The following is a 25189-nucleotide window of genomic DNA, read 5'->3' as shown; positions in this document are numbered from 1 at the left end:
CAGGAGCAAGCATGAAGATCCGTATCCTTGGCGGCGGCCCCGCAGGCCTATATTTCGCGGCGCTGATGAAGCGCCGGGACCCCTCGCACGACATCGTCGTGTACGAGCGCAGCCCGCGCGACGCCACCTGGGGCTTCGGCGTCGTGTTCTCGGACCGCGCGCTGGAGTTCCTGCGCGCCGACGACGAGGCGATGTACCAGTACCTCATGCCGCACATGGAGACCTGGCCGGACCTGACCATCGCGCACAACGACACCCGCATCGCGATCGCGGGCAACGGCTTCGCCGCGGTCGGCCGCCTGGAGCTGCTGACGCTGCTGTACGCCCACGTCGAGAAGCTCGGCGTGCGGATCGAGTTCGAGAAGGAGGTCACGGGCCTCGATGCGCCCGAGCTCGCCGGCGCCGACCTGGTGGTCGCCGCCAACGGCGCGTTCTCCTGGGTGCGCGCCGAGAACGAGCGGGCGTTCGGCACGACCTGCGACTGGCGGCCCAACAAGTTCATCTGGTACGGCACCTCCAAGCCCTTCGACAGCCTGACGCTGACCTTCCGCCAGACGCAGCACGGCGTCTTCTGCGCCCACCACTACCGCTACAGCCCGGGCATGAGCACCTTCCTCGTGGAGGTGCAGGAGGACACCTGGCAGCGGGCCGGCTTCGAGCACCTGGGCGAGCAGGACACGATCCGCCTGTGCGAGGAGGTCTTCGCGAACGACCTCGGCGGCCATCCCATCCTCACCAACAAGTCGCACTGGCGCAACTTCCCGGCGATCTGGAACGAGCGCTGGAGCTTCGGCAACGTGGTGCTGCTCGGCGACGCGCTGCGCACCGCCCACTTCTCCATCGGCTCGGGCACCCGCCTGGCCATGGAGGACGCGGTCGCGCTGTTCAAGGCCTTCCAGGGCACGGCCGACGTGCCGGCGGCGCTGGCTCAGTTCCAGTCCCTGCGGCTGCCCCCGATGAAGAAGATCTGGGATGCCGCCAACGTCAGCCTGCGCTGGTACGAGGGCATGGACGAGCTGATGGCACGCTGCAGCCCGGTCGAGTTCGCCTACAGCTACATGACCCGCACCGGCCGCGTGAGCCACGCGGAGATGAAGCGCCGCGACCCCCGGCTCGCCGCCGCCTACGAGCAGCTGCACCCCGACGCCGCCGCCACCCCGGCCTGAGCCATGGACGAGCACGTCACTCCCCCCGATGCGCGCGCGCGCAACCTCACGCGCCTGCTGCGCCCCCGCTCGATCGCCGTCGTCGGGGCATCGAACGATCCCGCCAAGGCGGGCTACCACGCGCTCAAGGCGCTGGCCGGGTTTCCCGGCACCGTGCTGGCCGTGCACCCGCGGGAGGCCCGCGTGCAGGGCCACGCATGCGTCCCGGGCCTGGCCGCGCTGCCCTCGCCGGTGGACCTGGCGATCCTCGCCGTGCCCGCGCCGCTGTGCGCCGACCTCGTCGACGAGGCCGCGGCGTCCGGCATCGGCGCCGTGTGGATCATCGCCGGCGGCTTCGGCGAAACCGGCGACGCCGGCGCCCGCCTGCAGGAGCGCCTGCGCGACACCTGCCAGCGCACCGGGATGCGCCTGCTCGGTCCCAACACCTCGGGCTTCGTCCACCCCGCGGCGGGCTGCGTTGCCTGCTTCGTGCCGGGCACCGAGCGGCTGCGCGCCGGCCGCGTCGCGGTGGTGGCGCAGTCGGGCGGCGTCAACCTCACGCTGGCCATGCAGCTCGACCGCCTGGGCCACGGCGTGTCCCTGGCCGTCGGCCTGGGCAACGCGGTCGACGTCGACGCCGCCGACCTGGTGGACTGGCTCGCCGACGACGACCAGACGGCCGCGATCGCGCTGCACCTGGAGGGCGTCAGCCAGGGCCGCCGGCTGGCCGACGCCATCCGCCGCGCCGTCGCGCGCAAGCCGGTCGCCGCGCTGGTGGCGGGCCGCGCCGACGTGGGCGACTTCGCGCGCTCACACACCGGCAACCTGATGGGGTCCCATGCCCGCACGGTGGCGGGGCTGGAGCAGGCCGGCGCGGTCGTGGTCGAGGGCACCGAGGCGCTGGCCCAGGCAGCGGCCGTGCTGGCGACGCGGCGCCTCGCGCCGCTGGCCCGGCCCGGCTTCGGGCTGGTCACGGGCCAGGCCGGGCCGGGCCTGCTCATCGCGGACGGCCTGCGCAGCGCCGGCATCGACTTGCCGGTCCTGTCGGCAGGCAGCCAGGCGCGCATCGAGACCCTGCTGCCGCCGCTCACCTATGTGAAGAACCCGGTGGACACCGGCCGCCCCGGCGCCAGCTTCGCCGGTGTCGTCGACGCCGTGGCCGCCGACCCGCGCATCGACGCGGTGCTGGTGTTCGCGCTGCACGAGCCGGATGTGCTCGACCCCGTCACGTCCCTGGCGCCGCTGGCGCAGCGGCTCGACAAGCCCGTGCTGTTCGGCAGCCTCGGCCTGGAGGACGACGTCCGGCCCACCCGGGCGGCGCTCGCCTGCGCCGGCCTCCCGCTGCTCGAGAGCCCCGACCGGCTGATCCTGGCCGCGCGGGCCCTGGCCGCCGACGCGCAGGCGCGCCACCGGGCCGCGCAGGCCGTCGCGGCGCCGCCGCGGGCCCCCGCACCGGCTCCTGCCGCCCTGCCGCCGGGGGCGCTCGACGAGCACGGCGCCAAGGACCTGATGGCCCGGTTCGGGGTGCCCGTGGCCGCGCGCCGGCTCTGCACGTCGCGCGAGGAGGCGCACAGCGCCTTCGACGCGCTGGGCGCCCCGGTGGTGGCGAAGATCGCCACCGGCGAGATCCTGCACAAGACGGAGGCAGGCGGGGTGCACCTGAATCTACGCTCGCACGCCGAGCTCGACGCGGCGCTCGATGCCCTGCAGGCAATCCCCCTGCGCGGCGCCCGGTCCTACCTGCTGGAGGCGATGGCCGCGCCGGGCGTGGACCTCATCGTCGGCGGCGTGCGCGACCCGTCGTGGGGACCGTGCGTGATGGTGGGCCTCGGTGGCGTGCTGGCCGAGGCGCTGGGCGACACCGCGATCGGGCACCTGCCGCTGGCCCGCCCCGACGTGGACCGCATGCTCGACAGCCTGCGCGGCCGGGCCCTGCTGGATGGCTTCCGCCATCTGCCGCGGTGCGACCGGGCGTCGATCGCGGACGCGCTGCAGGGCATCGCCGCACTGATGGAGGCGCACCCGGAGGTGCAGGAGGTCGAAATCAACCCGCTGCGGGTCTATGCCGACGGCGCCCTCGCGCTGGACGCGCTGATCGTCGCCGCGGAGGCGCCCTGAGCGTTCGCCCGCAGCCCTGGAGAGCATCCCATGACGGAACCACGCACCCTGGCACTGAACACCATCCGCGCCGAGCACGGCAGCCTGTCGGCCGTCGTCCGCAACCTCAGGGACCTGCTGGCGGAGCTCCGCGGCCAGCGGGCGGCGGTGGATTTCCCGCTGCTGTGGTCGATGGTCTACTACATCGACGCCTTCCCCGACCGCCTGCACCATCCCAAGGAGGACCAGTGGCTGTTCCGCCTGCTGCGCGCGCGCACGGGCGAGGCCGACGCGCTCATCGACGAGCTGCAGCGGCAGCACGCGCACGAGCCCCGCGCCCTGGGCGAGATCCGCAGGCACCTCGGCAACCTCGAGGCCGGCGTGCCCGCGAGCATGGAGATGCTGGAGCGCACCGTGGCCACCTATGCGGAGTTCACCTGGCGGCACATCCGGGCGGAGGAGCAGGAGCTGATCCCCTTGGCGGAGACCCATCTGACGCCCGCGGACTGGGCCGAGATCGCCGGGGCCTTCTGCGAGAACGCCGATCCATTGAGCGGCTTCGGGGAGGCCGACGCCTTCCGGCAGCGCTTCCGCGAGATCGTTCAGCGCACGCCCGCGCCGCTGGGGCTCGCCTAGCCCCGGCCCCGGGCCGGAGCCGCGGCGGGGACAGGCCGGCCGCGCACGGCATCCGGCGCCGCAGGCTTGCGCGGCGGGAGCGCCCCTGCCGGCCGGCTTCAGGCCGGGCGCGCCGGACCGTCCGCGGGCATGAACACCGCGATGGCCTCGATCTCGATCAGCAGCGCCGGATCCATGAGCTGGTGGACGAACATCCCGGTGGACGCCGGCCGGTGCGCGCCGAGATGGCGGGCGAACACCTCCCGCAGGCACCGGGCATCCTGGCCGGCGACGACGAAGGTCGTGATCTTGGCGAGCGCGTCGATCCCGAGGCCGACGGAGGACAGGTTTTCGGCGATGTTCCGCAGTGCCTGGTCGGCCTGCTCGGCCAGCGACCCGGGGACGCTCCCGTCGGCGCGCATGCCCACCTGCCCGGAAATCGTCACGGTCTGCACGCCCGCCGGCACGAGCGCCATGTGGGAATAGGGGCCGAGAGGCGGGTGCATCCCCTCGGGGTTCAGGAAAGTGGTCATCGGGAAAATCCCCCCTCAGGTGCAACGGACCCGGCGGCGCCCTCCCCCACCGGGCGGTGCCGCCGCGGGTCCGCCGGGGCTTCGAAGAATGCGTCCGCGATCAGCTCCCGCAGCCAGACGCTGGCGGGATCGCGATGGTACGTGGTATGCCAGAAGAGGCCGATCTCGATCGGCGGCAGCGCGACCGGATGCGGCCGGTAGCTCAGGTGGAAGCGGCGCACGCTGCGCCGCGCGAACACCTCGGGCACGGTGGCCACGAGGTCCGAGTCCTCCAGCACGTCGGCCAGCGCGACAAAGTGCGGCACGCGCAGCAGGATGCGCCGCTGCACGCCGGCCCGCTCGATCACCTCGTCGACGCGGCCATGCCCCGTTCCCACCGACAGCACGATGGCATGCTCGGCCTGCGCATACTGCTGCAGCGCGATCTCCGGGACGTCCAGCGGGTGCCCCTTGCGGAACAGGCAGACGTAGCGCTGCATGAACAGCACCCGCTGGTGGAAGTCGTTGCTCAGGTCCGGCAGATGGCCCAGGGCGAGGTCGACCTTGCCCTGCTCCATCGCGAAGCGCAGGTTGATCGCGGTGTTGCGCACCGTCGCCAGGCTCACCCCCGGCGCGCGCTCGCGCAGCAGGCGCGCCAGCGGCGGCAGGAAGTGGCACTCCCCAATGTCCGTCATGGCCAGCGTGAAGCACCGCGTGCTGGTGCCGGCGTCGAACGCGACCTGGCCGGACATGGTGTCGCCGATGCTGGCCAGCGCCGCGGCCAGGCGCGGCGCGATCTGCTCGGTCAGCGGCGTCGGCTGCATGCCGCGCGCCGTCGGCACGAACAGCTTGTCGCCGGTCACGGCGCGCAGCCGCCGCAGCGCGCTGCTGACCGCGGGCTGGGACATCCCCAGGTGCTCCGCCGCCAGCGACACCTTGCGGTCCTGGTGCACCTGGACGAGCACCCGCAGCAGGTTCAGGTCCAGTCCCGACGGCAACTCCGGCATGGCTGCGCCGTCCCGCCGCCGCGGCTCAGCCCGCGTCCGGCTGGGCGGCCGGGACCGCTCTGCGGAAGGCGTCGATCCCGGCGCACGCGGCGTCGATCTCCAGCAGGCGCGGCCAGCGCTGCAGGTCCACCTGGAAGCGGCGGGCGCTCTCGATCTGCGGCACGAGGTAGACGTCGGCCACCGTGGGCCGCTCGCCGTAGGCAAACGGGCCCGGCCTTGCCTGCGCGCGCACCAGCGCCTCGAAGGCATCGAAGCCGGCGGCGATCCAGGTGCCGCACCAGTCGTTGACCGCATCCTCGCCGGCGCCGAACCGGTGGCGCAGCGCCTCGAGGATCCGGCGGTTGTTCACCGGATGGACGTCGTTGCCGATGATCGCGGCGAGCGCGCGCACGCGCGCGCGCCCGAGGGAGTCCGCGGGCAGCAGCGGCGGCTCGGGGTAGCGCTCCTCCAGCCACTCGATGATCGCGGGCGTCTGGATCAGGACCGCGTCGCCGATGTCCAGCGCGGGAACCAGCTGCTGCGGGTTGACCGCCTTGTACTCCCCGCCCAGGTGCTGCTCGCTGCGCAGGTCGATGGCCGCGCGGGCGTAGGAAAGCCCCTTGAGGTTCAGCGCGATGCGCAGCCGGTGCGAGGTGCCGCTGCGGAAGAAGTCATAGAGTTTGAGGTCCAAGATGTCACACTCCCAGGTACTTGTGAACGATGTCGGGCTGCTGGCGCAGCGCGTCGGAATCCCCCTGCCAGGCGATGCGGCCCTTCTCGATGACGTAGTGGCGGTCGGCCAGCGGCAGCAGCCTGCGCACGTTCTTGTCGACCACGATCTGCGCCAGCCCGCCGCGCTTGAGCGCGGCCAGGGTCTGCCAGATCTCCTCGCGGATGACGGGGGCCAGCCCCTCGGTCGCCTCGTCCAGGACGAGCAGGCGGGGGTTGGTCATCAGCGCGCGCCCGATGGCCAGCATCTGCTGCTCGCCGCCCGAGAGCTGCCAGCCGAGGTTGGCGCGGCGCTCCTTCAGCCGGGGGAACATCCCATAGACCCGGTCGAGGCTCCAGGGGTCGGGATCCGGTCCCGGCCGCGCGGTCGCGACGAGGTTCTCCTCGACGGTCAGCGCCGTGAAGATCTGCCGCCCCTCGGGCACGAGCGCGAGGCCGCTGCGCGCGATCCGGTGCGACGGCAGGCCGTTGGCCCGCCGTCCGCCGATGGCGATGCTTCCCGAGGTCAGGGGCAGCATGCCGAACAGGCACTTGATGGTGGTCGACCGGCCCATGCCGTTGCGCCCGAGCAGCGTGACGACCTCGCCCGGCTGGATGTCGAACGACACGTCGAAGAGCACCTGGGCCCGGCCGTAGCCGGCCTGCAGGTTGCGCACCGAGAGAAATGGTGATGGCATCGTCGGCCCCTCAGTCGAGCTCTTCGCCCAGGTAGACGGCACGCACCTCCGGATGCTCGCGGATCTCCTCGGGGCTGCCTGTGAACATCAGCCGGCCATAGACCAGCACGCTGATGCGGTCGGCCAGCGCAAACACGGCGTCCATGTCGTGCTCGACCAGCAGGATCGTGTAGCGCCGCTTGAGCCCTTGCAGCAAGCGCGTCACGTCGGCCGATTCCTGGACGCTCATGCCGGCCATCGGCTCGTCCAGCAGCAGGAACCTGGGCTGGGCCGCGAGCGCCATGGCCAGCTCGAGCTGCCGCCGCTGCCCGTAGGCCAGCTCGCCCGCGGGCGTCCCCGCATGGGCGTCCAGGCCAGTGGCGTGCAGCGCCTCCTCGGCGGCCGCCCTGGCCGTGGCGTCGGCCAGCAGGGGACGCCAGAACCGCCATGCGTGGCCCCGCGCCGCCAGGGCAGCCAGCGCGGCGTTCTCCAGCACGGTGAACTCCTCGAAGACCGAGGTGATCTGGTAGGAGCGCAGCAGGCCGCCGCGCGCGCGCCGGTGCACGGCCCAGCCGGTGACGTCCCGGCCGTCGAAACGGACCGTCCCCGCGCTGGAACGCAGCTCGCCGCTCAGCTGGTTGATCAGCGTCGTCTTGCCCGCGCCGTTCGGCCCGATCACGGCGTGCAGCTCGCCCGGACGGATGTCCAGCGAGACGCGGTCCGTGACCGTGAGACCGCCATAGTGCTTGACCAGATCGGTCGTTTGCAGCGAAGCCATCAGCGCCTCCCCCGTCCGGTGCCGGCCCTGGCGGGCCACCGGGACAGCTCCAGGGCCTCGATCCAGCCGACGATGCCGCGGCGCCCGAACAAGGCCATGAGCACGATCAGCGGCCCGAACAGGACCATCCAGTGCTCGGTGACCCCCTTCAATCCCTCCTCGAGTCCGAGGAAGACCAGCGCGCCCACCACCGGCCCGGCCACCGTGCCGATGCCGCCCAGCACGACCATCACGATCAGCTCCCCGGACACGGACCAGGACATCGAGCTCGGCGACACGAAGGCATTCAGGTTCGCGAGCAAGGCGCCGGCCAGCGCGCACGCCGTGCCGGACAGCGTGAAGGCCGCGAGCTGCAGGCGCCGCGACTGCAGCCCCATGGCATCGACGCGCCGGGCGTTCTGGCGCGCGGCCCGCAGGGCCATGCCGAAGGGCGCGGCCCGCAGCCGCGACATCCACCAGGTCAGCGCGAGCAGCACGGCCCACGCGGCCCCGTACAGCACCGGCGCGGACCCGAGGTCCAGCGCGCCGAAGCGGCTCGGCGCGGCCAGGGGCAGTCCGTCGTCGCCCCCATAGACCTTCAGGCTGACCAGCAGGAAGTAGCCCATCTGCGCGAAGGCGAGCGTGATCATGATGAAGGCCATCCCCGAGGTGCGCAGGCTGATCGCGCCGATCACCAGCGCCACCGCGGCGCCGCCGGCCAGGCAGAACAGCAGGTGGACCCAGCCGCTGCCGATGCCGTGGAACGCGGGCAGCGCGACGGCGTACGCGCCGACGCCGAGGAACAGGGCGTGGCCGAAGCTCACCAGGCCGCCGTAGCCGAGGGCGAGGTTCAAGGCGCTCGCCGCGATCGCATAGACCAGGATGCGCGCGAAGAACGAGGTCCAGAACGGCTGCTGCGCCGCGGCCGCCGCGAAGGGCACGCAGGCCAGCAGGACGAACAGCAGCGGCAGCAGCGCGCGCGACGGTCGAAGGAAGTCGGTCATCGTCGGCCCCTCAGGTGCGGTGCGCGGGAAACAGGCCTTGCGGGCGCAGGGCGAGGACCAGCGCCATCAGCAGGTACACGCTCATCGACGCCAGCGCGGGGCCCGCCGCGTCGGCCACCGACCGGTCGGCGACCTGGCGCAGCAGCAGGGGCAGGTACACCCGGCCCATCGTGTCCACGACGCCGACGATGAGCGCCGCGTAGAAGGCCCCCGTGACCGAGCCGATGCCGCCGATGACGATGACGACGAGGGTCGTGATGAGCACGGCGTCCCCCATCCCCGACTGCACCGACAGCACCGGTCCGGCCATGGCGCCGGCGACGCCGGCCAGCATGGCGCCCACGGCGAAGAGGAATGCGTTGAGCAGCCCGATGGGGATGCCGAGCGCCGCCACCATCTGCGGGTTCTGCGCGCCGGCGCGGATCAGCATGCCGACCCGCGTCCTGTGGATGAGCAGGTAGCTGCCGGCGGCGACCACGAGCCCGGCTCCGATGATCGCGAAGCGGTAGAGGGGATAGCCGAAGCCCAGCAGGTCCACGGTGCCGGCCAGGCTGTCGGGGACCTGGACGAACAAGGGCTGGGGGCCCCACACGATCCGCACCGCCTCGTTGAAGAACATGACCAGGCCGAAGGTGGCCAGGACATGGTCCAGGTGGTCGCGCCGGTACAGCCGGGACACGACCGTGGCCTCCAGGATCAGCCCGACCGCGAATGCCGCGGCCATCGCCGCGAGCATCGCCAGCGCGAAGGACGCCCCGGCGCCGTAGGCCAGCGCCGCGGCATAGGCGCCCACCATGTAGAGCGATCCGTGCGCCAGGTTCACGAAGCTCATGATCCCGAACACCAGGGTCAGGCCCGCGGCCAGCAGGAACAGCAGGACGCCGTACTGCAGGCCGTTGAGCAGCTGCGCGAGCAGCAGCGTGGGGTTCACGGGCCGCTCCTCAGTTCAGCGGGCACTGCGCGGCGTAGGCGTCGACATGCGCCTTGAGCGGCGTGCCCACGACCCGGGTCGTCACCTTCCCGCCCTCGCGCACGGTCCCGAACGCGTAGTAGTCCTGCACCGGCATGTTGTTCTTGCCGAAGCGGAACGGGCCGCGCACCGACTTGAGCTCCGGCGCGGAGGCCTTGACCGCCGCCGCCAGCTTCTTCGCATCGCCTCCGCTCTTCTTCAGGGCGATGTCGAGCAGGTTCGCCGCGTCGTAGCCCGTGGCGGCGTAGAGGCTGGGCGTGCGCTTGTACTTCGCTTCGAAGGCCGCGACGAAGCTGCGGTTCTCCGGCGTGTCCAGCGCCGCGTCGTACATGCCGCCGCTGAGGGTGCCGACGGCCGCCTCGCGCAGCGACGGCAGGGTCGTGCCGTCGACCGTGAACACCGAATACAGCGGCAGCTTGCCGCTCAGGCCCGACTGGCTCATCTGCTTGACGAAGTTGATCCCCATGCCGCCCGGATAGAACACGAACACGGCATCCGGCCGCGCCGCCTGCAGCTGCGCAATCTCGGCCGAGTAGTCGAGCTGGTTGACCTGGGTGTAGACCTCGTCGACCACCTCGCCCTTGTAGAAGCGCTTGAAGCCGGCCAGCATGTCCTTGCCGGCCTGGTAGTTCGGCGCCATCAGGTAGACGCGCTTGACGCCCTTGTCCTGCACGAACTTGCCCATCGCCTCGGCCGCGCCGTCGTTCTGCCACGCCATCGAGAACACCGAAGGCTTGCACTGCGCGCCGGCGATCGGCGACGGGCCGGCATTGGTCGCGATCGCGACCACGCCCGACTCCGCGATGCGCGGCAGGCTGCCCATGAGGACGTTGGAGAACGACAGCCCGACGATGGCGTCCACCTTGTCCTTGTCGATCAGCTTGCGCACGGCCTGCTGCCCCACCTCGGGCCGGAGCTGGTCGTCCTCCTTGAACACGCTGGTGGCCTGGCCGCCGAGCTTTCCGCCCAGTTGCTCGACGGCCAGCATGAAGCCGTCGACCTGGTCCTGGCCCACGATCGCCTGCGGCCCCGACAGCGGCGCCACCAGGCCGATGTTGGCGGCCTGCGCCGCGAGGAGCGGTGCTGCCATGGCTGCACCGCATGCTGCTTTCCAGAGTGCTCGGATCATCATTTCTGTCTCCTTTGGGTCGTTCTTCCAAGAAACCGCCGCGCCGCGCGCGTCCGGGTCGATCGCGCATGAGCGCCGCTAGTCCTCCGCCGTGAAGCCCGATGCCTTGACCACCGGGGCCCAGAGGTCCAGGTCGCTGCGGATCTGGGACGCGAGCGACGCCGGCGTCGACGCCACCACGTCCAGTCCCTGGCGGTCGAGGGCTTCGGCCACATCGGCCTGCCGGGCCAGATCGCCGATCGCTGCCGAGAGCCGGGCCACGACCGCCTCCGGCGTCCCGGCGGGCGCCAGGAATCCCAGCCAAGGTTCGATCACGATCCCCGGGAAGCCCGCCTCGGCCAGCGTGGGCGCCTGCGGGAGCAGGCGGCTGCGCCGGGCGCCCGTGGTTGCCAGCACGCGCAGCTTCCCGCTCTGCAGGTAGGGAAGCACCTCGCCCACCGGGTTGAAGCTGACCGGGATCTGCCCTCCGAGCAGGTCCTGCAGGGCCGGGGCGCCGCCCTTGTAGGGCACATGCGTCAGTTCGACGCCGGCCGCCTTCGCGAGCATGAAGCCCGCGAAGTGGGCCGTGCTGCCGGCGCCCGGCGATGCATAGGCGGCCTGCTGGGGATGGGCACGGCACCAGCGCAAGAAATCGGTCAGGGTCTTCACGCTCGCGGGCAGCGCCGGACCGGCCGACAGCACCAGCGCGGTCCGCACCGGCGCGGCGATGGGCGCGAAGTCACGCAGCGGGTCGTAGGGCAGCTTCCGGTAGCTGTGCGGGTAGACCGTCAACACGAAGTCCGCGGTGAACAGCAGGGTGCTGCCATCGGGCCGCGCGCTGCGCAGCGCTTCGACGGCCAGCCGGCCGCCGGCGCCGGGCCGGTTGTCCACGATGACATCCCCCGGAAACGCGCCCCGCAGCCGGCTCACGAAGATGCGCGCGATCGCGTCGGCCACGCCGCCCGCCTGGGACCCGACCAGCACTCTGGCCACGCGCGCGTCGCCCTGGGCGAACGCCCCGCCGCCTGCAGCGACGGCGGCCACGCCGCACGCCAGCGACGCGAAACGCCGTCGGCTGAGCCCCGTGCGCGGCACGGCCGACGGATCCATGGTGTTCACTTCTGCGGCAGACATGCGGTCAGTCCAGCTGGAGGTACACCCGCCCACCTTCGACGCGGACCGGGTACCGCCGCAGCGGCACCGTCACCGGATCGCAGAGCGGACGGCCATCGCGCACGTCGAACTTGCCCTGGTGCAAAGGGCATTCAATCTCGTGCCCGTCGAGAAATCCGTCGCACAGGCGCGCGTGGCCGTGCGTGCAGATGTTGTCGGTCGCGTAGACGGCATCGGCGACGGTGTAGATCGCGATGTCGCGCCCGTCCACCGCGAGGCCGCAGACATCGTCGGTGGGCAGCTCATCCGCTGCGAGGACGTCGGTCCAGGGTGCTTCACTCATGCTCGGTACTCTCAGGTTGATCTCATGGGGCTTGGAATCTTTGGCGCCGCCCGGCGCTGCGCATGGACCGCCGGCATCGCCTCGCCGGCCATCGACTGCTGCATCCGCTGCAGGACGCGCTGCTGCAGGTGCAGGCCGTCGGCGACCTCCGCCACCACCTTCACGCGTTGCGCCGCGCTCTCCTGGACATCGCGTATGACACCTTGCACGGAGCTGTTCAAGCGCTGGCCCGTCTCGCTCACGTCCGCCGCACGGCTCACTTGCTGCTCGGTCAGGGCGCAGCTCTGCTGCAGCCCGTCGGCCAGCTTCTCGATCTCGGCCGCCGCGAGGTCGCTGCGCGCCGCCAGGGCCTTCACTTCCGCAGCGACGACGCCGAACCCGCGGCCGATCTGGCCTGCGCGGCTCGCCTCGATGGCGGCGTTGATCGCCAGCAGGTTGGTCTGCCGCGCGATGGTCTTGACGCTTCCGGCAACGTCCGCGATGCGCGAAGCACGCGTGCGCAGCTCCCCGAAGGTCCTGGACGACTCGTGCAGGATCTCGTCGAGGCTGGAGATCGCCCCGCCGATCTCGCGCACCGATGCCGCACCTTCCTCGATCTTTGCGCCGGCGCCGCGCGCCATCTCGGTGGCCCGATCCATGAGGCCGATGCACGTCTGGATGGAGGCATCGAGGCGCTGCAGGTCGTAGGAGAAGTCAGTGGCCGAGACCGTTGGCTCGAGCGCAGGCGGCGGTTCGGGGTCGGGCAGCATTTCGGCAGGCGTCCGGCCTGTGTCGGGCGGCGCCGCCTCTGCCGGCAGTTCCAGCCGCCACCAGAAGGTGAGGGACCACAGCAGGCAGCCTGCGATCGCCGCCTGCGCCCAGCCCCATTCCTCGGGCGGCTCGCGAAGCAGCAGGCCGCCGGCGACCAAGGTGGCCGCCAGCAGCCCCGCGCCGAGCAGACGCCATCGGCGCACGTTCGCCGGCCTCGAAGGACGGTTCGTAGCGGCTGTCTGCATGGTGGCCTCAGACCGGATAGATGATGGAGTTGGGGATCATCTCGGTGTCGTAGATGCACTCCCGGGACGCGAACTTGAGGCCTTCGGGGGTGCGCACCACCACATCCAGATAGCGCCCGACGTTGAACACGGTCGAGGCGTCCGACAGCTTGGTCCGGAACACCGCATAGTTGGATTCGCAGCGGATGCGGCCCTCGTCGAGGCCGCGCACCACCGGGCTGCCCACGACATGGCGCTGGTAGTAGGGATCGTGGAACAGCGTCTCCTTGATGCCGTACACGCGGTCCTTGAGCATGCCCTTGCTCGTGAACGACAGCGTCGCCAGCGGCAGCCCGCGCTCGTGGTTCTCACGCGGCTGCAGGCGGTAGACGCCGTCCTCGGTGAAGAACTCGGGCCACAGGTCCCAGTTGCCGGAGTCGACGGCGCTCGCGTAGTCCGCGTGCAGCTGGGTCAGCGCCAGCCAGTCTTCGAAGTTCAGGGTCGCCGCCATCATTCGGCCTCCATCACGTCGCGCCAGTAGCGGTACATGCCCCGGATCAGCGTCTCGGTGACCATGTGCTCGGTGTCTTCGACCCCGTGGCCGCCGAGCTCGGCGACCGCGCGGTGGAAGGGCTTGCTTTCGAAGGCCTGCTGCGAGAACTCGATGACCTCGCCGTCGTCGGCCGAGACGAAGCCGGCCGGACCGAAGAGGTTGGCCTGCGTCAGCCGGCGCTGGGTCATCACCTCGTCGTCGTCCTCGAAACCGAAATGGGTCCAGACGAAGTCGAAGCTGCCGTGGCCGTTGGGCTGGATATGGCGCGTCGAGACGCTGTTGACCTGCTGCTGCAGGATGACGCTGGGGAAGATCGTGGTCATCACGGCTGTGGGCCCGCCCCACCAGGGCTCGGGCACGATGTCGAGGAACTTCGGATCGTTGAGCTGCATGCTCTCCTTGAAGCTCGACACCTGGGTCACCTGCTCGGCCTTGCCGCCCGTGCCGCGGGTCGAGATCATCGCGGCATGCCGGTGCTTGTCGTCCATGCGCAGCTGCGACTTGTTGTCGGCGCGCCAGAGCCCGAAGGTGACGAACCAGGTGTGCAGCAGGCCCGGGTGGTAGGGGTCCTTGATGTTCTCCTGCATCAGCTTCCAGTTGCCCGGAATGCGCTGGCGGTTGTAGCCGAGGATCTTGAGCTTGCGCCCGTTGAAGAGCCGGTCGAAGTAGCCCAGGATGGTCGGGCCAAGGAAGTCCTCGAGCGGCTCGACCTCGTGGTCGAACGAAGCGAACACCACGCCGCCGCGCACCGCGACCTTCAGCTTGGTGAGCCCATGGTCCGTGGTCTTGAAGTCCGCCGGCATGCCGCCGTGCACCTGGCCGTCCTGCTTCACGCCCCGCCGGAATGGCACGCCCTGCAGGTCGCCCTTGAGCGTGTAGCTCCACTGGTGGTAGGGGCAGACCAGTTCCTTGCGGTTGCCGTGGCGCTCCCGGCAGAAGCGCATGCCCCGGTGGGCGCAGACGTTCTCGACGACATTGATCCCGCCGTCGGCGTCACGCACGAGGATCACCGAGCGTTCTCCGACGACGGTGCGCTTGAAGTCCCCCGGGTTCGGGATCTCGGCTTCCAGGCCGACATAGCACCAGTGGCCCTTGTAGAAGAAGCGCTCCAGTTCGCGGCGGTAGATCTCGTCGCTCGTATAGGTGAGGAACGGGATGCGGTGGGTGCCTTCGGTCTCCCACCGCGGCTGGTCCGGAAAGATGTTCGTCGTCTGGTTCATCGTGGTCTCCTTGTCTTTTGGGGCCGGCGTCGTCAGGAGGCGACCCGGACCTCGATGGCCCCCAGCCCCTGGATCTCGCCGCGCATCGCGTCGCCCGGCAGCACGGCGTTCACGCCCTCCGGCGTGCCGGTCATGATCACGTCGCCGGGCTCCAGCGCCTCGTACTCCGACAGGTAGGCGATGCACTCCGCGACGGACCAGATGAGCTTCGAGATGTCCGAGGCCTGGCGCGGCTGCCCGTTCACGGTCAGGCTGATCGCGCCTTGCGCGGGATGGCCGACGTCCTGGACACGGTGCAGCGGCCCGATCGGGGCCGAGAAGGCGAACGACTTGCCGAACTCCCAGGGGCGGCCCTTGTCGCGCGCGTCGAGCTGCAGGTCGCGCCGCGTCATGTCCAGCCCGACGGCGTAGCCGAAGACGTGCTCCAGCGCGCGGTCGACGGGGATGTCGCTGCCGCCCCGCCCGATGGCCAGGACGAGCTCGATCTCGTGGTGGTAGTTCTTGGTCTTGGGCGGATACGGCACGGTCGCGGGCTGCGCCGCGTCGACCGCGGCGGAAGCCGGCTTCATGAAGAAGAACGGCGGATCGCGGTCCGGATCCTTGCCCATCTCGCGGGCATGCGCGGCGTAGTTGCGGCCCACGCAGTAGATGCGGTTGACCGGGAAACGCTCGGTGCCACCGGCGATGGACAGCGTGTGCAGGTGGGGCGGGTCGATGGCGAGTTTCATCAGAAGGTCCTTCAAAAATGGGGGCTGCACCGTGGCGTCTTTCCTCAGAGGCGCGCTTCGCGCCACAGGCCGAGCGCCTGCTGCACCGGCCTGTCGGAGAAGCTGAAGAGCACGGCGTCGGTGCCGGCGCGCAGCCGCAGCGGCTGCCAGGACGGCACGACGAAGACGTCGTTCTCCTCGAAACGCCATGTCTGCTCACCCACCGCGGCCTCGCCGCTGCCCTCGAGGCACACGTACACCGTGCCGTCGGTGCTCTGGTAGGGCCGGGTCTCGAAGCCGGCGGGCAGGCGCTGCGCGTACGCGCCGATCGTGGGCATCGGCGACGCGCCGGTCGCCGGGTTCAGGTAGCGCAGCTTGAAGCCTTCGTGCGCATTCGGCGCGCCGTGGGAGATGCCCAGCAGCGCCTGCTTCGTGCGCTCGAACGGGTAGACGAAGACGCGCGTCGGCTCCCAGGTCCTCGGCTGGTAGTCCATCGGAGCCATGTTGGCCCCGTAGCGCGCGAGCGCATCGCCCTCCGGCCGCAGGGGCTGCTGGTACTGCTCGGGGCTCTTCTCGGCGAAACCTGCGTCCAGGAAGCGCACGATGGGAATGTCCAGCCCGTCCAGCCACACGACGGGCTCGTTGCCCAGGTTGCCATGGTCGTGCCAGGTCCATGCCGGCGTGATGATGAAGTCGCCCCGGCGCATCGTGGTCCGCTCGCCGTCCACGGCCGTGTAGGCGCCCTCGCCGTCGAGCACGAGCCGCAGCGCCGACTGGGTGTGGCGGTGCGCGGGGGCCACTTCGCCCGGCATGATGAGCTGCAGTCCCGCATAGAGCGACTGCGTGATGCAGGACTGGCCGCGCAGCGCGGGGTTCTCCAGGATCAGCACCCGGCGCTCGGCTTCCTCCGCGGTGATCAACCGGCCCGACTCCATCACATGCTCGCGCAGCGCCGAATAGCGCCAATGGGCGGCCTGGACCGGCGAGCGCGGCTGCGGCGGGACCAGCGCGCCCAGCACCTCCCACAGCGGCGTCAGGCCATGGGCGCCGATGCGCTCGTAGAAGGCCGAGCGTTCGCTCAGCGTCGAGGAAGGACGGACGGCAGCATCCATGGGGGGTCTTCTCCTTGTCAGGTACCTTGGTTGTAGAACGCGTCGGCGTAGACGTGCCCCGGTGCGATTCCCTTGCGGCGCACGACCAGCGATGCGGCCTCGACCATCGGCGGCGACCCGCACAGGTAGGCACGCCAGCCGGACAGGTCGCCGAGGTCCTGCTCGATCGCCTCCGTGACCAGGCCGGTGCGCAGGGGCCCGCCGCCATGGCCGGAGGCGACGACGACGTGGACGTGCAGCGCCGGATGCTCGCGGCGCAGCTGCTCGAGCCATTCGCGGCCATAGACGTCGCGCGGCGAGCGCGCCCCGAAATACAGATGGATCGGGTTGGCCATGCCGGCGGCGACGGCGCTGCGGACGATGGACAGGATCGGCGCGAGCCCCGTCCCTCCGGCGACGCAGAGCATGGGGCCATCGTGCTTGCGGCGCAGGTAGGCAGACCCCAGCGGGCCGCTGACCTTCACCGCGTCGCCCACCTTGAGGTCGCCGGCGATGTAGCCCGTGACGCGCCCGTCGGGCACGAGCCGCACGTGGAACTCGAACATCTCGTCGCCGGCGGTGCCCGCCATCGAGTATGGACGGGCGTGCTCCGGGGTGAACTGCAGCTGGACGTACTGGCCCGCCGAGAACTCGATCGGCTTGGCCGGCTTGAGCACGAGACGCTTGATGTCGTGCGTCAGGTCCTCCACCGCGCTCACCGTCGCCTTGACGATGCGCGCCGGATGGACCACGATCTCGTCGGGCTCGGGAATCTCGATCGTGCAGGATCCGGTGATGTGGGTCTGGCATGCGAGCACGTAGGTCTCGCCCGCGTCCAGCGGGAACTGCTGCTCCCGCCCGTTGTCCATTACCTCGCCGTCGATCACGCGGCAGCGGCACGTGCCGCACCGCCCCGCCAGGCAGGAGTACGACATCGGCACCTGCGCGGCGCGCAAGGCGTCGAGGAGGTTCGCCCCAGGCTCGACCTGGACGACACGATTGAGGGGCTGAACGAGGACTTCCATGCTGCGTGGGGCTGGCTTTTTGTTATGCACCGAACAAACGCCATGATTGACTCCCGCAGCAGATCAGCCAATAGAATCGCTTGAATGTGCAACATCACTCCGAATGATGTTGCCCCGCTTCCGCCCCCGGAACCCGCCTGCGCGGCACCGGCTCTCCCCGCCGCAGGGCGATGCAAGGCCACCCGCCGTCCCGCGCCAGCCCGCGCCGCTGCGCGCATCCAGGCCCTTTGCGCGCCATCACTCTGCGTTGTCCGGCCCCGCCGGCCCCGCCCTGCCCTGCGCCCCGATGCGCACGCCGCAAAAACTTCCGCCCAGCCCGATTCATCCTTTACATGAGCATGGTTATTTATAATCCTAGTCAGTTCATGTGATAAGGGCCCCTGGGGTCCACAACGGAGACAGCATCTTGAGCAGCAGAAACAGTGGCGGCCCGAAGCATGGGGCTGCCGGAACGCGGGCCGGGACGGGTTGCGCCGCGCGGCCCGCGCGCAGGCCCGCGTCCATCACGACCCCGGTGGAGAGGACATCCCTTGGAGCTCTCTGACATCGACCTGAACCAGCTGGTGCTGTTTCACCAGCTCATGGTGGAGCGGCGGGTCTCCAAGGTCGCGGACAACCTCAACCTCACCCAGCCCGCCGTCAGCAACTCCCTGGCCAAGCTGCGCCGGCTGTTCGGGGACGAACTGTTCCTGCGCACTTCCTCCGGGATGGTCCCCACGCCCTTCGCCGAGCAGTTGGCCGAGCCGGTCGGCTACGCCCTGGCGATGATCCACAGCGGCATCAACCAGCAGAATGACTTCGACCCGGCGAAGCTGAACCGTCCGGTCACGATCGGGATGACCGACATCGGCGAGATCGTCTTCCTTCCCGCGCTGGTGGAGCGCCTGACCCGCGAAGCGCCGGGCGCCACACTGAACACGGTACGCAACACCGCCGTCAACCTGCGCGACGACATGGAGTCCGGGAAGGTGGATCTCGCCATCGGTCTCCTGCCCCAGCTCAAGGCGGGCTTCTTCCAGCGGCGGCTGTTCCGGCAGCACTATGTCTGCCTGTTCCGCCAGGGCCACGCACTGGACCGGAAGCGGCTGTCGCTGGCCGACATCAAGGCCGCCCAGCACCTCGTGATCGTCTCGGCAGGGACCGGCCACGGCACGGTGGACGAGCTGATCCGCCGGGCCGGCGTCGACCGCACCACGCGCCTGACCATCCCCCATTTCGTGAGCGTCGGCCACATCCTGCAGCGCACCGACCTGATCGCCACCGTGCCGGACAAGCTCGCCGACCGGCTCGCCGAGCCGTTCGGCCTGACGTCCCGGCCGCATCCCGTGGCCCTGCCCGAGATCTCGATCAATGCCTTCTGGCATGCGAAGGTGCACCGCTCCCCCGTCAACCAGTGGCTGCGCGGCGTGGTCTTCGACCTCTTCGGCGAGGACCGCGCGCGCGAGCGGGCGATCGCCTAGAGGGGTCGCCACCGCCCGCGGCCGGCGGGCCTTGCCGGCCCAGGCCCCTTGGACCGTTTTCCCACCCCAGTCATGGCCCCACCCGGCCGGCTCCACCACAGAACATGGCTTCCTCCAATCCCGCTCCCTCCAGGTCACCGGCAAAGGCACAGCGTCGCGGCGCAAAGGCGCCGGGCGTCAAGCCGCAGCCCCACAAGCCCGCCGGGCTGCGCGAACGCCACAAGCAGGACAAGCTGCATCGCATCAAGACCGCGGCGCGCAGCGTGTTCATCTCGAAGGGCTTCGACGGCGCGACCACGCGGGAGATCGCCCAGCTCGCGGAGGTCTCGCACGCGACGGTCTTCCTCTACGCGCAGGACAAGCGCGATCTGCTGTTTCTCGTGTTCAACGAGGACATGGACGACGTCCTCGCCGAATCCTCGGCGGCGGTCAAGAAGCCCGGCCCGCTGATCGACCGGCTGCTGCGCTGGTACGAGCCCTTCCTGCGCTTCTTCAGCACCGAGGCCCCGATCGGCCTGCTGAAGCTGCATGAGCGCGGCAACGCGGACATCGGCCCGACGCCGCAAAGCGTGAGCGTGGACCGGCGCAAGGAGATCGTGCAGCGGGAGCTCAGCAACCTGTTCGAGGCCGCGATCCGTTCGGGCGAGCTCGCCAGCACCGTGGACCCGATGCTCGCGACGCGCGTCGTGCGCTCCGTGTTCTACGGAGAGCTGGACCTGTGGCTGCGCTCCCACCCGCATCCCAGCATGGCGCGCGGGCTGCGCGACCTGCGCGCCGCGCTGACGCTGATCGTCTCCGGCATGCTCCCGCGCAAGTAGGCCCATGGACCCAGGCCGTCCGGCCCGCCTGCCCTCCGTTCACGGCCCCGCCCCGCGCAGCGCCCGCATGCCGCCCCCCGGCGGCGCCAAACGCGCCTCTGGCAACGCGGGCATGGGCTCGTCGAGGCGCCAGATCCACGCACCCGCGGCCTGCGCCATCTTCTCCTTCGTCGCGCGGTCCTTCGCCGGCATGAAGGCACTGACCACGTGCAGCGGCAGGGGCTGGCCGCCGGCGTCCAGCAGCAGCGCATTGGGGAAGGCGGCCGCCGTCCGGGCGTCGTAGCGCAGCGGCTTGACGAAGCGCCGGCGCTGCGCGACGAGGGCATGCAGCAGGCCCAGCTCGTGCACGCCCTCCACGGGAATCCACTGCTCGCTGGTGAGCATCAGGCTCGCCGCGTCGACCTCGTAGGTGTGCTCGCGCCGCGCCCGGATCAGCGCCGCGATGACGAGGTGGACCCGTCTGCCGGTGTCGGCGTCGCAGGCCTCGAACAACGGGGCGAACGCACGCTCGATGCGTTCCCAGGTCCGGGTCGCCACCAGCAGGGGGGCATCCGGCGCATGCTTGATCCAGAGCCGGCGGCCGAGCGCCGTCGCGTCGCACGCCTTGAATTCACCGAGCACGAGCGCGAGGGGGCTCTGCCCCTCGCGTGGATGCAGCACGGCCAGCTTCTCCCTGCGCCGCCGCGCGGCCTCCTCGCGCCCGCTCTCCGAGAACGGCTCGGGCACGTACAGCCGCTCGGCCAGCGCCACGCCCCGGATGGTGATGCTCTCGGAGGCCTCCAGCAGGTACTTGTGCAGGACGCCCTGGTTGCGCTTGCCCTCCATGGCGGGCGACCAGCGGTTGAAGCCCGCGCTCTGGAACAGGAAGTGCATCAGCGCCCGCAGGGTCATGCGCCGCCGCCCGACGGCCACCTCGGCGGTATCCTGCGCCTCGCCGCGCGGCACCGCGCGGCCCGCCACGCGGCTCCAGGGGAAGCTCACGCGCAGTTCGAAGCATCCCGGGCTGGACTCGACGACGGCCTCGCCCAGGAGCTCGCCGAGGCCGGACTGGTGCGCATCGGGCTCGTAGGACGGGCATCCGGGATGGTGCCGCCCTCCCGAGCCCGGCATGCGCTTGAGCACGAACTGTCGGTGGCGCGCGACATACATCTCCACCCCTTCGGGACAGCACAGGCACCGCGGCCGCTGCGGCGACTCGTAGGCCAGCGCGAGCGCCTCCTGCAGACGGGGATCGTCCGCATCGAATTCGCTGCCGGCGATGGCGAACCGCTGGATGTCCATGGGCGAAGGGATGGCTTGCCCCATCGTCGGCCGCCATGCGGCGCGGCGCAAGCCGGAATGCCGCTGAAATCGAGGCGATATCGGCGCCATGTCGCTGTCCGCCCGGCGCCAGGCCCGCTGTCCGCGGCGTCCGGCGACCGGCACACGCCGCCACCGCGGCCCGCGCATCCCGGCGGAGCACGACAGCCGCGCTACGATAGGCGCAAAAGGGGGTGCGCCGGAAGGAACGGTGCAAGAGCAGCTGGTCTGCGCGGCGCATCCCGGATTCCGCTCCATGCCTTCATCGCCCAGCCCCGCCCCAGGCCGCCCGACGGCGGCCGCCCGCCGCATCCACACGCCCGCGCTCTCGGAGCAGCCCGCGGCGCTGGCCGCCGGGTGGCTGACCTGCTCCTACCTGCTCGCCCAGCGCGGAGCCATCGACATGGGCATCGCGGCCCCGTGCAAGAAGACCCTGCGGGAACTGCTGGACGGGCTCTGCGACGCCGACGCGCTCGGGCTGCTCGAGCGCGACAACCGCTGCGACCTCGAGGGGCACGTGCTCTACCTGGTCACGGAGCGGATCCGCGTCGGCCGGCTGCCGGGACCGCTGCTCGCCGCCGGCGTGGACCCGGATCTGCTGGAGGAACTCGCGGCCACGGCGGGCCTCACCGACGTCGTGTTCGTGCCGCGCACCGCCGAATGCCTGGCCACGTACCTCGCGCGCCACCCGGACTCCGCCGCCATCGTGCTGCGCGAGGAGAGCGGGGACGCTTCCGCCGCGACCAGGGAGAACGAAGCCGCGGCCCGGTGGTATGACGAGCGCTACGACGAAATCGCGCATGGCCTCCTGCGCTCCACGTCCAGGCCGCAGTACCTCGGCGGCGATCTCTCGCCGCGGCGGTGCCGCTACTGCGGCAGGACCGACCCCGAGACGTCCTTCCGGGACAAGGCCCATGCGTTTCCGGAGCAGATCGGCAACAAGGCCCTGATCGACCGCCGGGAGTGCGACGCGTGCAACCGGCACTTCGCGCGCATGGTCGAGGACGACTACGCCAAGTGGACCTTGCCCATGCGCGCCACCGGGCGCGTCACGGGCAAGGGGCTGCCTTCGTTCAAGTCCCGCGACCACCAGATGCGCATCGACGCGCGGGGCCCTCGGAACCTGGCGATCCGCCTCGGAGAGAAGGACCCGCGCCACCGCCTGGACGAGGAGACGCGCACCGTCACGCTGCAGCTCGAGCGCCAGCCCTACGTGCCCATGGGCGTCTTCAAATGCCTCGTCAAGATGGCGCTGGCCGTCATGCCCGAGCCCGAGGCGGGTGAATGCGATCACCTGAAACGCTGGATCCTGGCGCCCGCGCACACCTTCGAAAGCTATCCCTACCGCCCGCTGCGGCTGCTGGAGCAGTTTCTTCCGGGCCCGATGCCCAATGACCAGTTCCAGTACGCCCTGCTGCGCCGGCGCCCCGGCCATGCCGACTGCCCCTACCTGATCTTCGTGCTGCAGTTCTCCAACGTGCTGCACCAGATCGTGCTCCCGATGCACGACCAGGACCGCGCGCTCATCGAGCAAGGCCATTGCGAGGTCCCCTTCTTTCCGCACATTGGCGGGACGGCCGGCCATGTCCAGGCCTACGGCCGCAGCCAGGCCCGCGTGCGCGACCTCAGCGGAACGGCCGCCGTGTCGGGAGAGCAGCAAAGCCTGAGCTTTCGCTACGCGCAACGCATCGACCAGCCCCCGCCCCCGGCCCCGGCCCCGGCCTAGCGGCGCCTGTGCCGCGCCCCTACCCTCCGCCCCCGCCGACCGGAAGCAAGGGCGGCGGGACCCTAGTCGTTCATGAACTCCTCGAACTTGCGGTGCAGCAGCAGGCTCGGCGTGCGGGTCAGCCGCTCGGCGTCGACCAGGTACGACCCCACCGACTTCGGCTTGCGGACCAGTTCACGCGTCGCGAGGGCCGCCACGGCGCCCGCCAGCGTGCCCACGCCCAGCCCGAACGGCGTGTACGGACCGCCGCCCCCGAGCCCCGGGAGCGAGAGGAAGGCAGCCGCGACGGGCAGCCCCACGGACAGGATGCTGTATACGCCCTCCTTCCGGAAGAAGCCCAGCGACGCCCGGTACTCCGCCTTCGCCCGCTCGAAGCGCCGCACGAAGTCCGCCACGATGTAGCGGGCGTGCTGCTTGTTCTTGCAGCGGGAGATCTCCGCCTGCAGCTGCTGCAGCTCCCGTTGAAACGCATGCCGGAGCTCCACCGTGTCCTCGCGGTAGCGCAGGATGGTGTCGATGGGCACCTCGGCGAGGTCCCTGGGAAGAAGATCGACGACCGCCAGGTTCGCGAGGTAGGCGTCGGCACGCTCGTCGGAAACCGCCTCGGTGAAGGCCCCGTCGTTCGCGAAATAGGTCCCGACGGCCCAGCAGTCGGAGGAGTCCGTGGTCAGCTCCAGCGCGCGGCGCTGCGCCACCGAGGCCGCCAGGTAGAACATGTAGCCGCCGGCATGCTCGTGGGGCACCTCGAGGAAGCCGTCGGCGGTCAGGCGCTGCGCCAGCTGCTCGAACAGCGGCAGGAGCTTGGCGTCGATCTTGTCCGGATTGATGCGGGTGAACGCCTCGGAAGAGAAGCCGGCGGGCCAGGCCAGGCGGGTCCGCTGGGACTCCCGCAGCGCGTAGAAGTCCAGGAAGCGGTGGGCCGCGCTCGACTTCTCCGCGGCATCGACGGCCAGGTTCAGGATGACCCCTTCGGCCACCGCCGTCGCCACCTCCGGCGGGTCCTGCGGGACGTATCCGCCGGGAACGATGCGGTGCACGCGGTCCCAGACCAGCAGCGAGCGCTTGAGCGCGTCGAGATCGTTGAATTCGATGGTGGGATAGTGCAGCGCCTGTGGCATATCGCTCGCGAGACATGGAGTGGAAGAATGCGGGGCGGGCCCGGCCCCGCGCATCGTATCGCCCCGCGGCCCGGCCTGGCGCAGGCGCGTTGCCAGCCCCTCCAGGACCGGCGCATGGGCTGGCGGGACCCGGCGGCCCGTGGGTCCGTCCGTCCGCGGGTCCGGGTCCCCCGCCCGGCCGCCGCACGGTGCGTCGCTCGTCGCCACCCCGAAGCGCTTGCTGCCGCGTGCCCTTCGGAACGGAAACGTGGCGCGTGTCCGCGCCCCGCTTGCGGCCTGCGGCCAAGCGGACCGATAGTGCCATGGCTACCCGTGGGCATCGAGTCCACCCAGCCTTCATCGGGGCCTGCACGCAGGCCCAATGAAGTCCAGCCTCGCTGGCGTCGCGATCGTTACTCGCCTTGCAGTGCGCCGGATCCGTCCGGCCCGGTCATGCGAATGACCAGAGACCCGGTCCGGCCTTGCGCCGGACCGCGAACCGTGGCGCGTCCTCTCCTTGAGGCGCGCCACTGCGTGCCGGATGGGGCAGCGGCTTCGGTCGCTGCGCCATGCGGCCCAGAGCGAGTGCCGCACCCGCCAGGGCGCAGGCGTTCATGGCGTGCCGCCAGGTATCGCCGCAAAGCGCCTCGGCCCCGCTGAGGCATCCCAGACGGGGAACATGTTTCCCCGGCATGGGGAGCGGTGTCCCCCTTTTTTCATGGAAGGAGGACACCATGATCACGAATGTGATGAGAGCCCAGCGCGCCGTGTGCGTGCTGTTGGGCGGATCCGGGTCGCGCGCCGCGCAGCTCCCGGCCCCCCGCCGGATTCCGATGTTGTTCAAGCCCTGGTCCGGCACGGCGGCGCAAGCTCCCCGGCAAGACCAGGCCGAGTCTGCCACGGCCCAGGCCTGATCGCATGATCGACCGCTACCGCAGGCAGATCGCAGCCACGGTCGTCCAGCTCGCGAAGGACGACCCGGGGCTCGTGAGGGCCGTGATCGTCCAGCGGCGCAGGCTGGGCGACATCGAACCAGATGACCTGGCGTACCTTGAACGGATCGCCAGCCGATGGATGAGGATCGCCGAACAGGCGCGTTCGGGTTTCCGGCGCTGAAGCCTGCAGCCCGCTGCACGCACGGCGCCGCCGCCGCGCCGTTCGCGATCCTCCGCGGCCACGCCGGG

26 protein-coding genes are annotated in these 25189 nt (G+C 70.8%); 8 read left to right on the top strand and 18 right to left on the bottom strand.

The features are described from left to right. Positions 1-11: 11 nt before the first annotated feature. The 3 genes from BM070_RS11160 to BM070_RS11150 are packed head-to-tail and all read left to right on the top strand — an operon-like array spanning position 12 to position 3878. Positions 12-1166, top strand: a complete 1155-nt coding sequence (locus BM070_RS11160) for an FAD-dependent monooxygenase (protein WP_059400321.1) — start codon at positions 12-14, stop codon at positions 1164-1166. Between the two features lie 3 nt (positions 1167-1169). Beyond that, the gene (locus BM070_RS11155) at positions 1170-3263 is read left to right on the top strand and encodes an acetate--CoA ligase family protein (protein WP_059400320.1); all 2094 of its coding nucleotides are present in this window, start codon (positions 1170-1172) and stop codon (positions 3261-3263) included. Between the two features lie 30 nt (positions 3264-3293). Next, positions 3294-3878 carry a hemerythrin domain-containing protein gene (locus tag BM070_RS11150; RefSeq protein WP_059400319.1) on the top strand — a complete coding sequence of 195 codons (585 nt, stop codon included), beginning with the start codon at positions 3294-3296 and terminating at the stop codon, positions 3876-3878. Positions 3879-3976: 98 nt separating this feature from the next. Here the strand turns inward: BM070_RS11150 and BM070_RS11145 are convergent, their stop codons facing one another. From BM070_RS11145 to BM070_RS11070, 16 genes are all read right to left on the bottom strand, one after another. Continuing rightward, positions 3977-4390, bottom strand: a complete 414-nt coding sequence (locus BM070_RS11145) for a RidA family protein (protein ID WP_059400318.1) — start codon at positions 4388-4390, stop codon at positions 3977-3979. After that, positions 4387-5376: a LysR family transcriptional regulator gene (locus BM070_RS11140; protein ID WP_063840190.1), complete on the bottom strand. Its 990-nt coding sequence runs from the start codon at positions 5374-5376 to the stop codon at positions 4387-4389. The genes BM070_RS11145 and BM070_RS11140 overlap by 4 nt, the downstream gene beginning before the upstream one ends. Before the next feature lie 25 nt (positions 5377-5401). Then, the gene (gene maiA / locus BM070_RS11135) at positions 5402-6046 is read right to left on the bottom strand and encodes a maleylacetoacetate isomerase (protein ID WP_059400317.1); all 645 of its coding nucleotides are present in this window, start codon (positions 6044-6046) and stop codon (positions 5402-5404) included. A 4-nt stretch (positions 6047-6050) separates the two neighbouring features. Then, complete coding sequence (locus BM070_RS11130; protein WP_059400316.1) at positions 6051-6761, bottom strand: ABC transporter ATP-binding protein; 711 nt, start codon at positions 6759-6761, stop codon at positions 6051-6053. Positions 6762-6771: 10 nt separating this feature from the next. Continuing rightward, on the bottom strand, positions 6772-7518 hold the full coding sequence (locus BM070_RS11125; RefSeq protein ID WP_059400447.1) for an ABC transporter ATP-binding protein: 747 nt from the start codon (positions 7516-7518) through the stop codon (positions 6772-6774). Then, the gene (locus BM070_RS11120; RefSeq protein WP_059400315.1) at positions 7518-8501 is read right to left on the bottom strand and encodes a branched-chain amino acid ABC transporter permease; all 984 of its coding nucleotides are present in this window, start codon (positions 8499-8501) and stop codon (positions 7518-7520) included. The genes BM070_RS11125 and BM070_RS11120 overlap by 1 nt, the downstream gene beginning before the upstream one ends. Before the next feature lie 10 nt (positions 8502-8511). Beyond that, positions 8512-9432 carry a branched-chain amino acid ABC transporter permease gene (locus tag BM070_RS11115; protein WP_059400314.1) on the bottom strand — a complete coding sequence of 307 codons (921 nt, stop codon included), beginning with the start codon at positions 9430-9432 and terminating at the stop codon, positions 8512-8514. A 10-nt stretch (positions 9433-9442) separates the two neighbouring features. Then, complete coding sequence (locus BM070_RS11110) at positions 9443-10561, bottom strand: ABC transporter substrate-binding protein (RefSeq protein WP_245785185.1); 1119 nt, start codon at positions 10559-10561, stop codon at positions 9443-9445. Between the two features lie 117 nt (positions 10562-10678). Beyond that, entirely contained in the window at positions 10679-11713 is a 1035-nt protein-coding gene (locus tag BM070_RS11105) for a Bug family tripartite tricarboxylate transporter substrate binding protein (protein WP_059400312.1), read from the bottom strand. Positions 11714-11717: 4 nt separating this feature from the next. Beyond that, the gene (locus tag BM070_RS11100) at positions 11718-12035 is read right to left on the bottom strand and encodes a non-heme iron oxygenase ferredoxin subunit (RefSeq protein WP_059400311.1); all 318 of its coding nucleotides are present in this window, start codon (positions 12033-12035) and stop codon (positions 11718-11720) included. Between the two features lie 11 nt (positions 12036-12046). Then, the gene (locus BM070_RS25255; protein WP_082136762.1) at positions 12047-13030 is read right to left on the bottom strand and encodes a methyl-accepting chemotaxis protein; all 984 of its coding nucleotides are present in this window, start codon (positions 13028-13030) and stop codon (positions 12047-12049) included. A gap of 7 nt (positions 13031-13037) precedes the next feature. Beyond that, positions 13038-13520, bottom strand: coding sequence for an aromatic-ring-hydroxylating dioxygenase subunit beta (locus BM070_RS11090; protein WP_175518475.1), 483 nt, complete (start codon positions 13518-13520; stop codon positions 13038-13040). Next, positions 13520-14782: an aromatic ring-hydroxylating dioxygenase subunit alpha gene (locus BM070_RS11085; protein ID WP_059400309.1), complete on the bottom strand. Its 1263-nt coding sequence runs from the start codon at positions 14780-14782 to the stop codon at positions 13520-13522. Before BM070_RS11085 ends, BM070_RS11090 begins: the two co-directional genes overlap by 1 nt. 32 nt (positions 14783-14814) lie before the next feature. Continuing rightward, a complete protein-coding gene (locus BM070_RS11080; protein WP_059400445.1) occupies positions 14815-15510 on the bottom strand; it encodes a fumarylacetoacetate hydrolase family protein in 696 nt (231 codons plus the stop codon). Between the two features lie 44 nt (positions 15511-15554). After that, complete coding sequence (gene gtdA, locus BM070_RS11075) at positions 15555-16601, bottom strand: gentisate 1,2-dioxygenase (protein WP_059400308.1); 1047 nt, start codon at positions 16599-16601, stop codon at positions 15555-15557. A 17-nt stretch (positions 16602-16618) separates the two neighbouring features. Continuing rightward, positions 16619-17605 carry a 2Fe-2S iron-sulfur cluster-binding protein gene (locus BM070_RS11070; protein ID WP_059400307.1) on the bottom strand — a complete coding sequence of 329 codons (987 nt, stop codon included), beginning with the start codon at positions 17603-17605 and terminating at the stop codon, positions 16619-16621. 530 nt (positions 17606-18135) lie between these two features. Between BM070_RS11070 and BM070_RS11065 the strand changes: the two genes are divergently transcribed. Together BM070_RS11065 and BM070_RS11060 are read left to right on the top strand one after the other, a co-directional pair. Beyond that, complete coding sequence (locus BM070_RS11065; protein ID WP_059400306.1) at positions 18136-19065, top strand: LysR family transcriptional regulator; 930 nt, start codon at positions 18136-18138, stop codon at positions 19063-19065. A 104-nt stretch (positions 19066-19169) separates the two neighbouring features. After that, positions 19170-19883, top strand: a complete 714-nt coding sequence (locus BM070_RS11060) for a TetR/AcrR family transcriptional regulator (protein ID WP_059400305.1) — start codon at positions 19170-19172, stop codon at positions 19881-19883. A gap of 39 nt (positions 19884-19922) precedes the next feature. Here the strand turns inward: BM070_RS11060 and BM070_RS11055 are convergent, their stop codons facing one another. Next, positions 19923-21164 carry a DUF1173 family protein gene (locus BM070_RS11055; RefSeq protein ID WP_059400444.1) on the bottom strand — a complete coding sequence of 414 codons (1242 nt, stop codon included), beginning with the start codon at positions 21162-21164 and terminating at the stop codon, positions 19923-19925. A 274-nt stretch (positions 21165-21438) separates the two neighbouring features. Here BM070_RS11055 and BM070_RS11050 point away from each other — a divergent pair, with 274 nt between their 5' ends. Continuing rightward, positions 21439-22908 carry an HNH endonuclease gene (locus BM070_RS11050; RefSeq protein WP_092939579.1) on the top strand — a complete coding sequence of 490 codons (1470 nt, stop codon included), beginning with the start codon at positions 21439-21441 and terminating at the stop codon, positions 22906-22908. A 62-nt stretch (positions 22909-22970) separates the two neighbouring features. Here BM070_RS11050 and BM070_RS11045 read toward each other — a convergent pair whose 3' ends face one another. After that, positions 22971-24026 carry a DUF6236 family protein gene (locus tag BM070_RS11045; RefSeq protein WP_059400303.1) on the bottom strand — a complete coding sequence of 352 codons (1056 nt, stop codon included), beginning with the start codon at positions 24024-24026 and terminating at the stop codon, positions 22971-22973. 713 nt (positions 24027-24739) lie between these two features. Here BM070_RS11045 and BM070_RS11040 point away from each other — a divergent pair. Together BM070_RS11040 and BM070_RS11035 are read left to right on the top strand one after the other, a co-directional pair. Next, entirely contained in the window at positions 24740-24919 is a 180-nt protein-coding gene (locus BM070_RS11040; protein WP_139222803.1) for a hypothetical protein, read from the top strand. 4 nt (positions 24920-24923) lie between these two features. Next, positions 24924-25121 (top strand): hypothetical protein, encoded by a 198-nt coding sequence (locus tag BM070_RS11035; protein ID WP_059400301.1) that lies wholly within the window; start codon positions 24924-24926, stop codon positions 25119-25121. The last annotated feature ends 68 nt before the right edge of the window (positions 25122-25189 follow it).

Source organism: Paracidovorax wautersii (genome assembly GCF_900113035.1).
GTDB lineage: Bacteria > Pseudomonadota > Gammaproteobacteria > Burkholderiales > Burkholderiaceae_C > Paracidovorax > Paracidovorax wautersii.
Note: the sequence above shows the minus strand (reverse complement) of the source record. Positions and strands in the feature narration are given on the sequence as shown.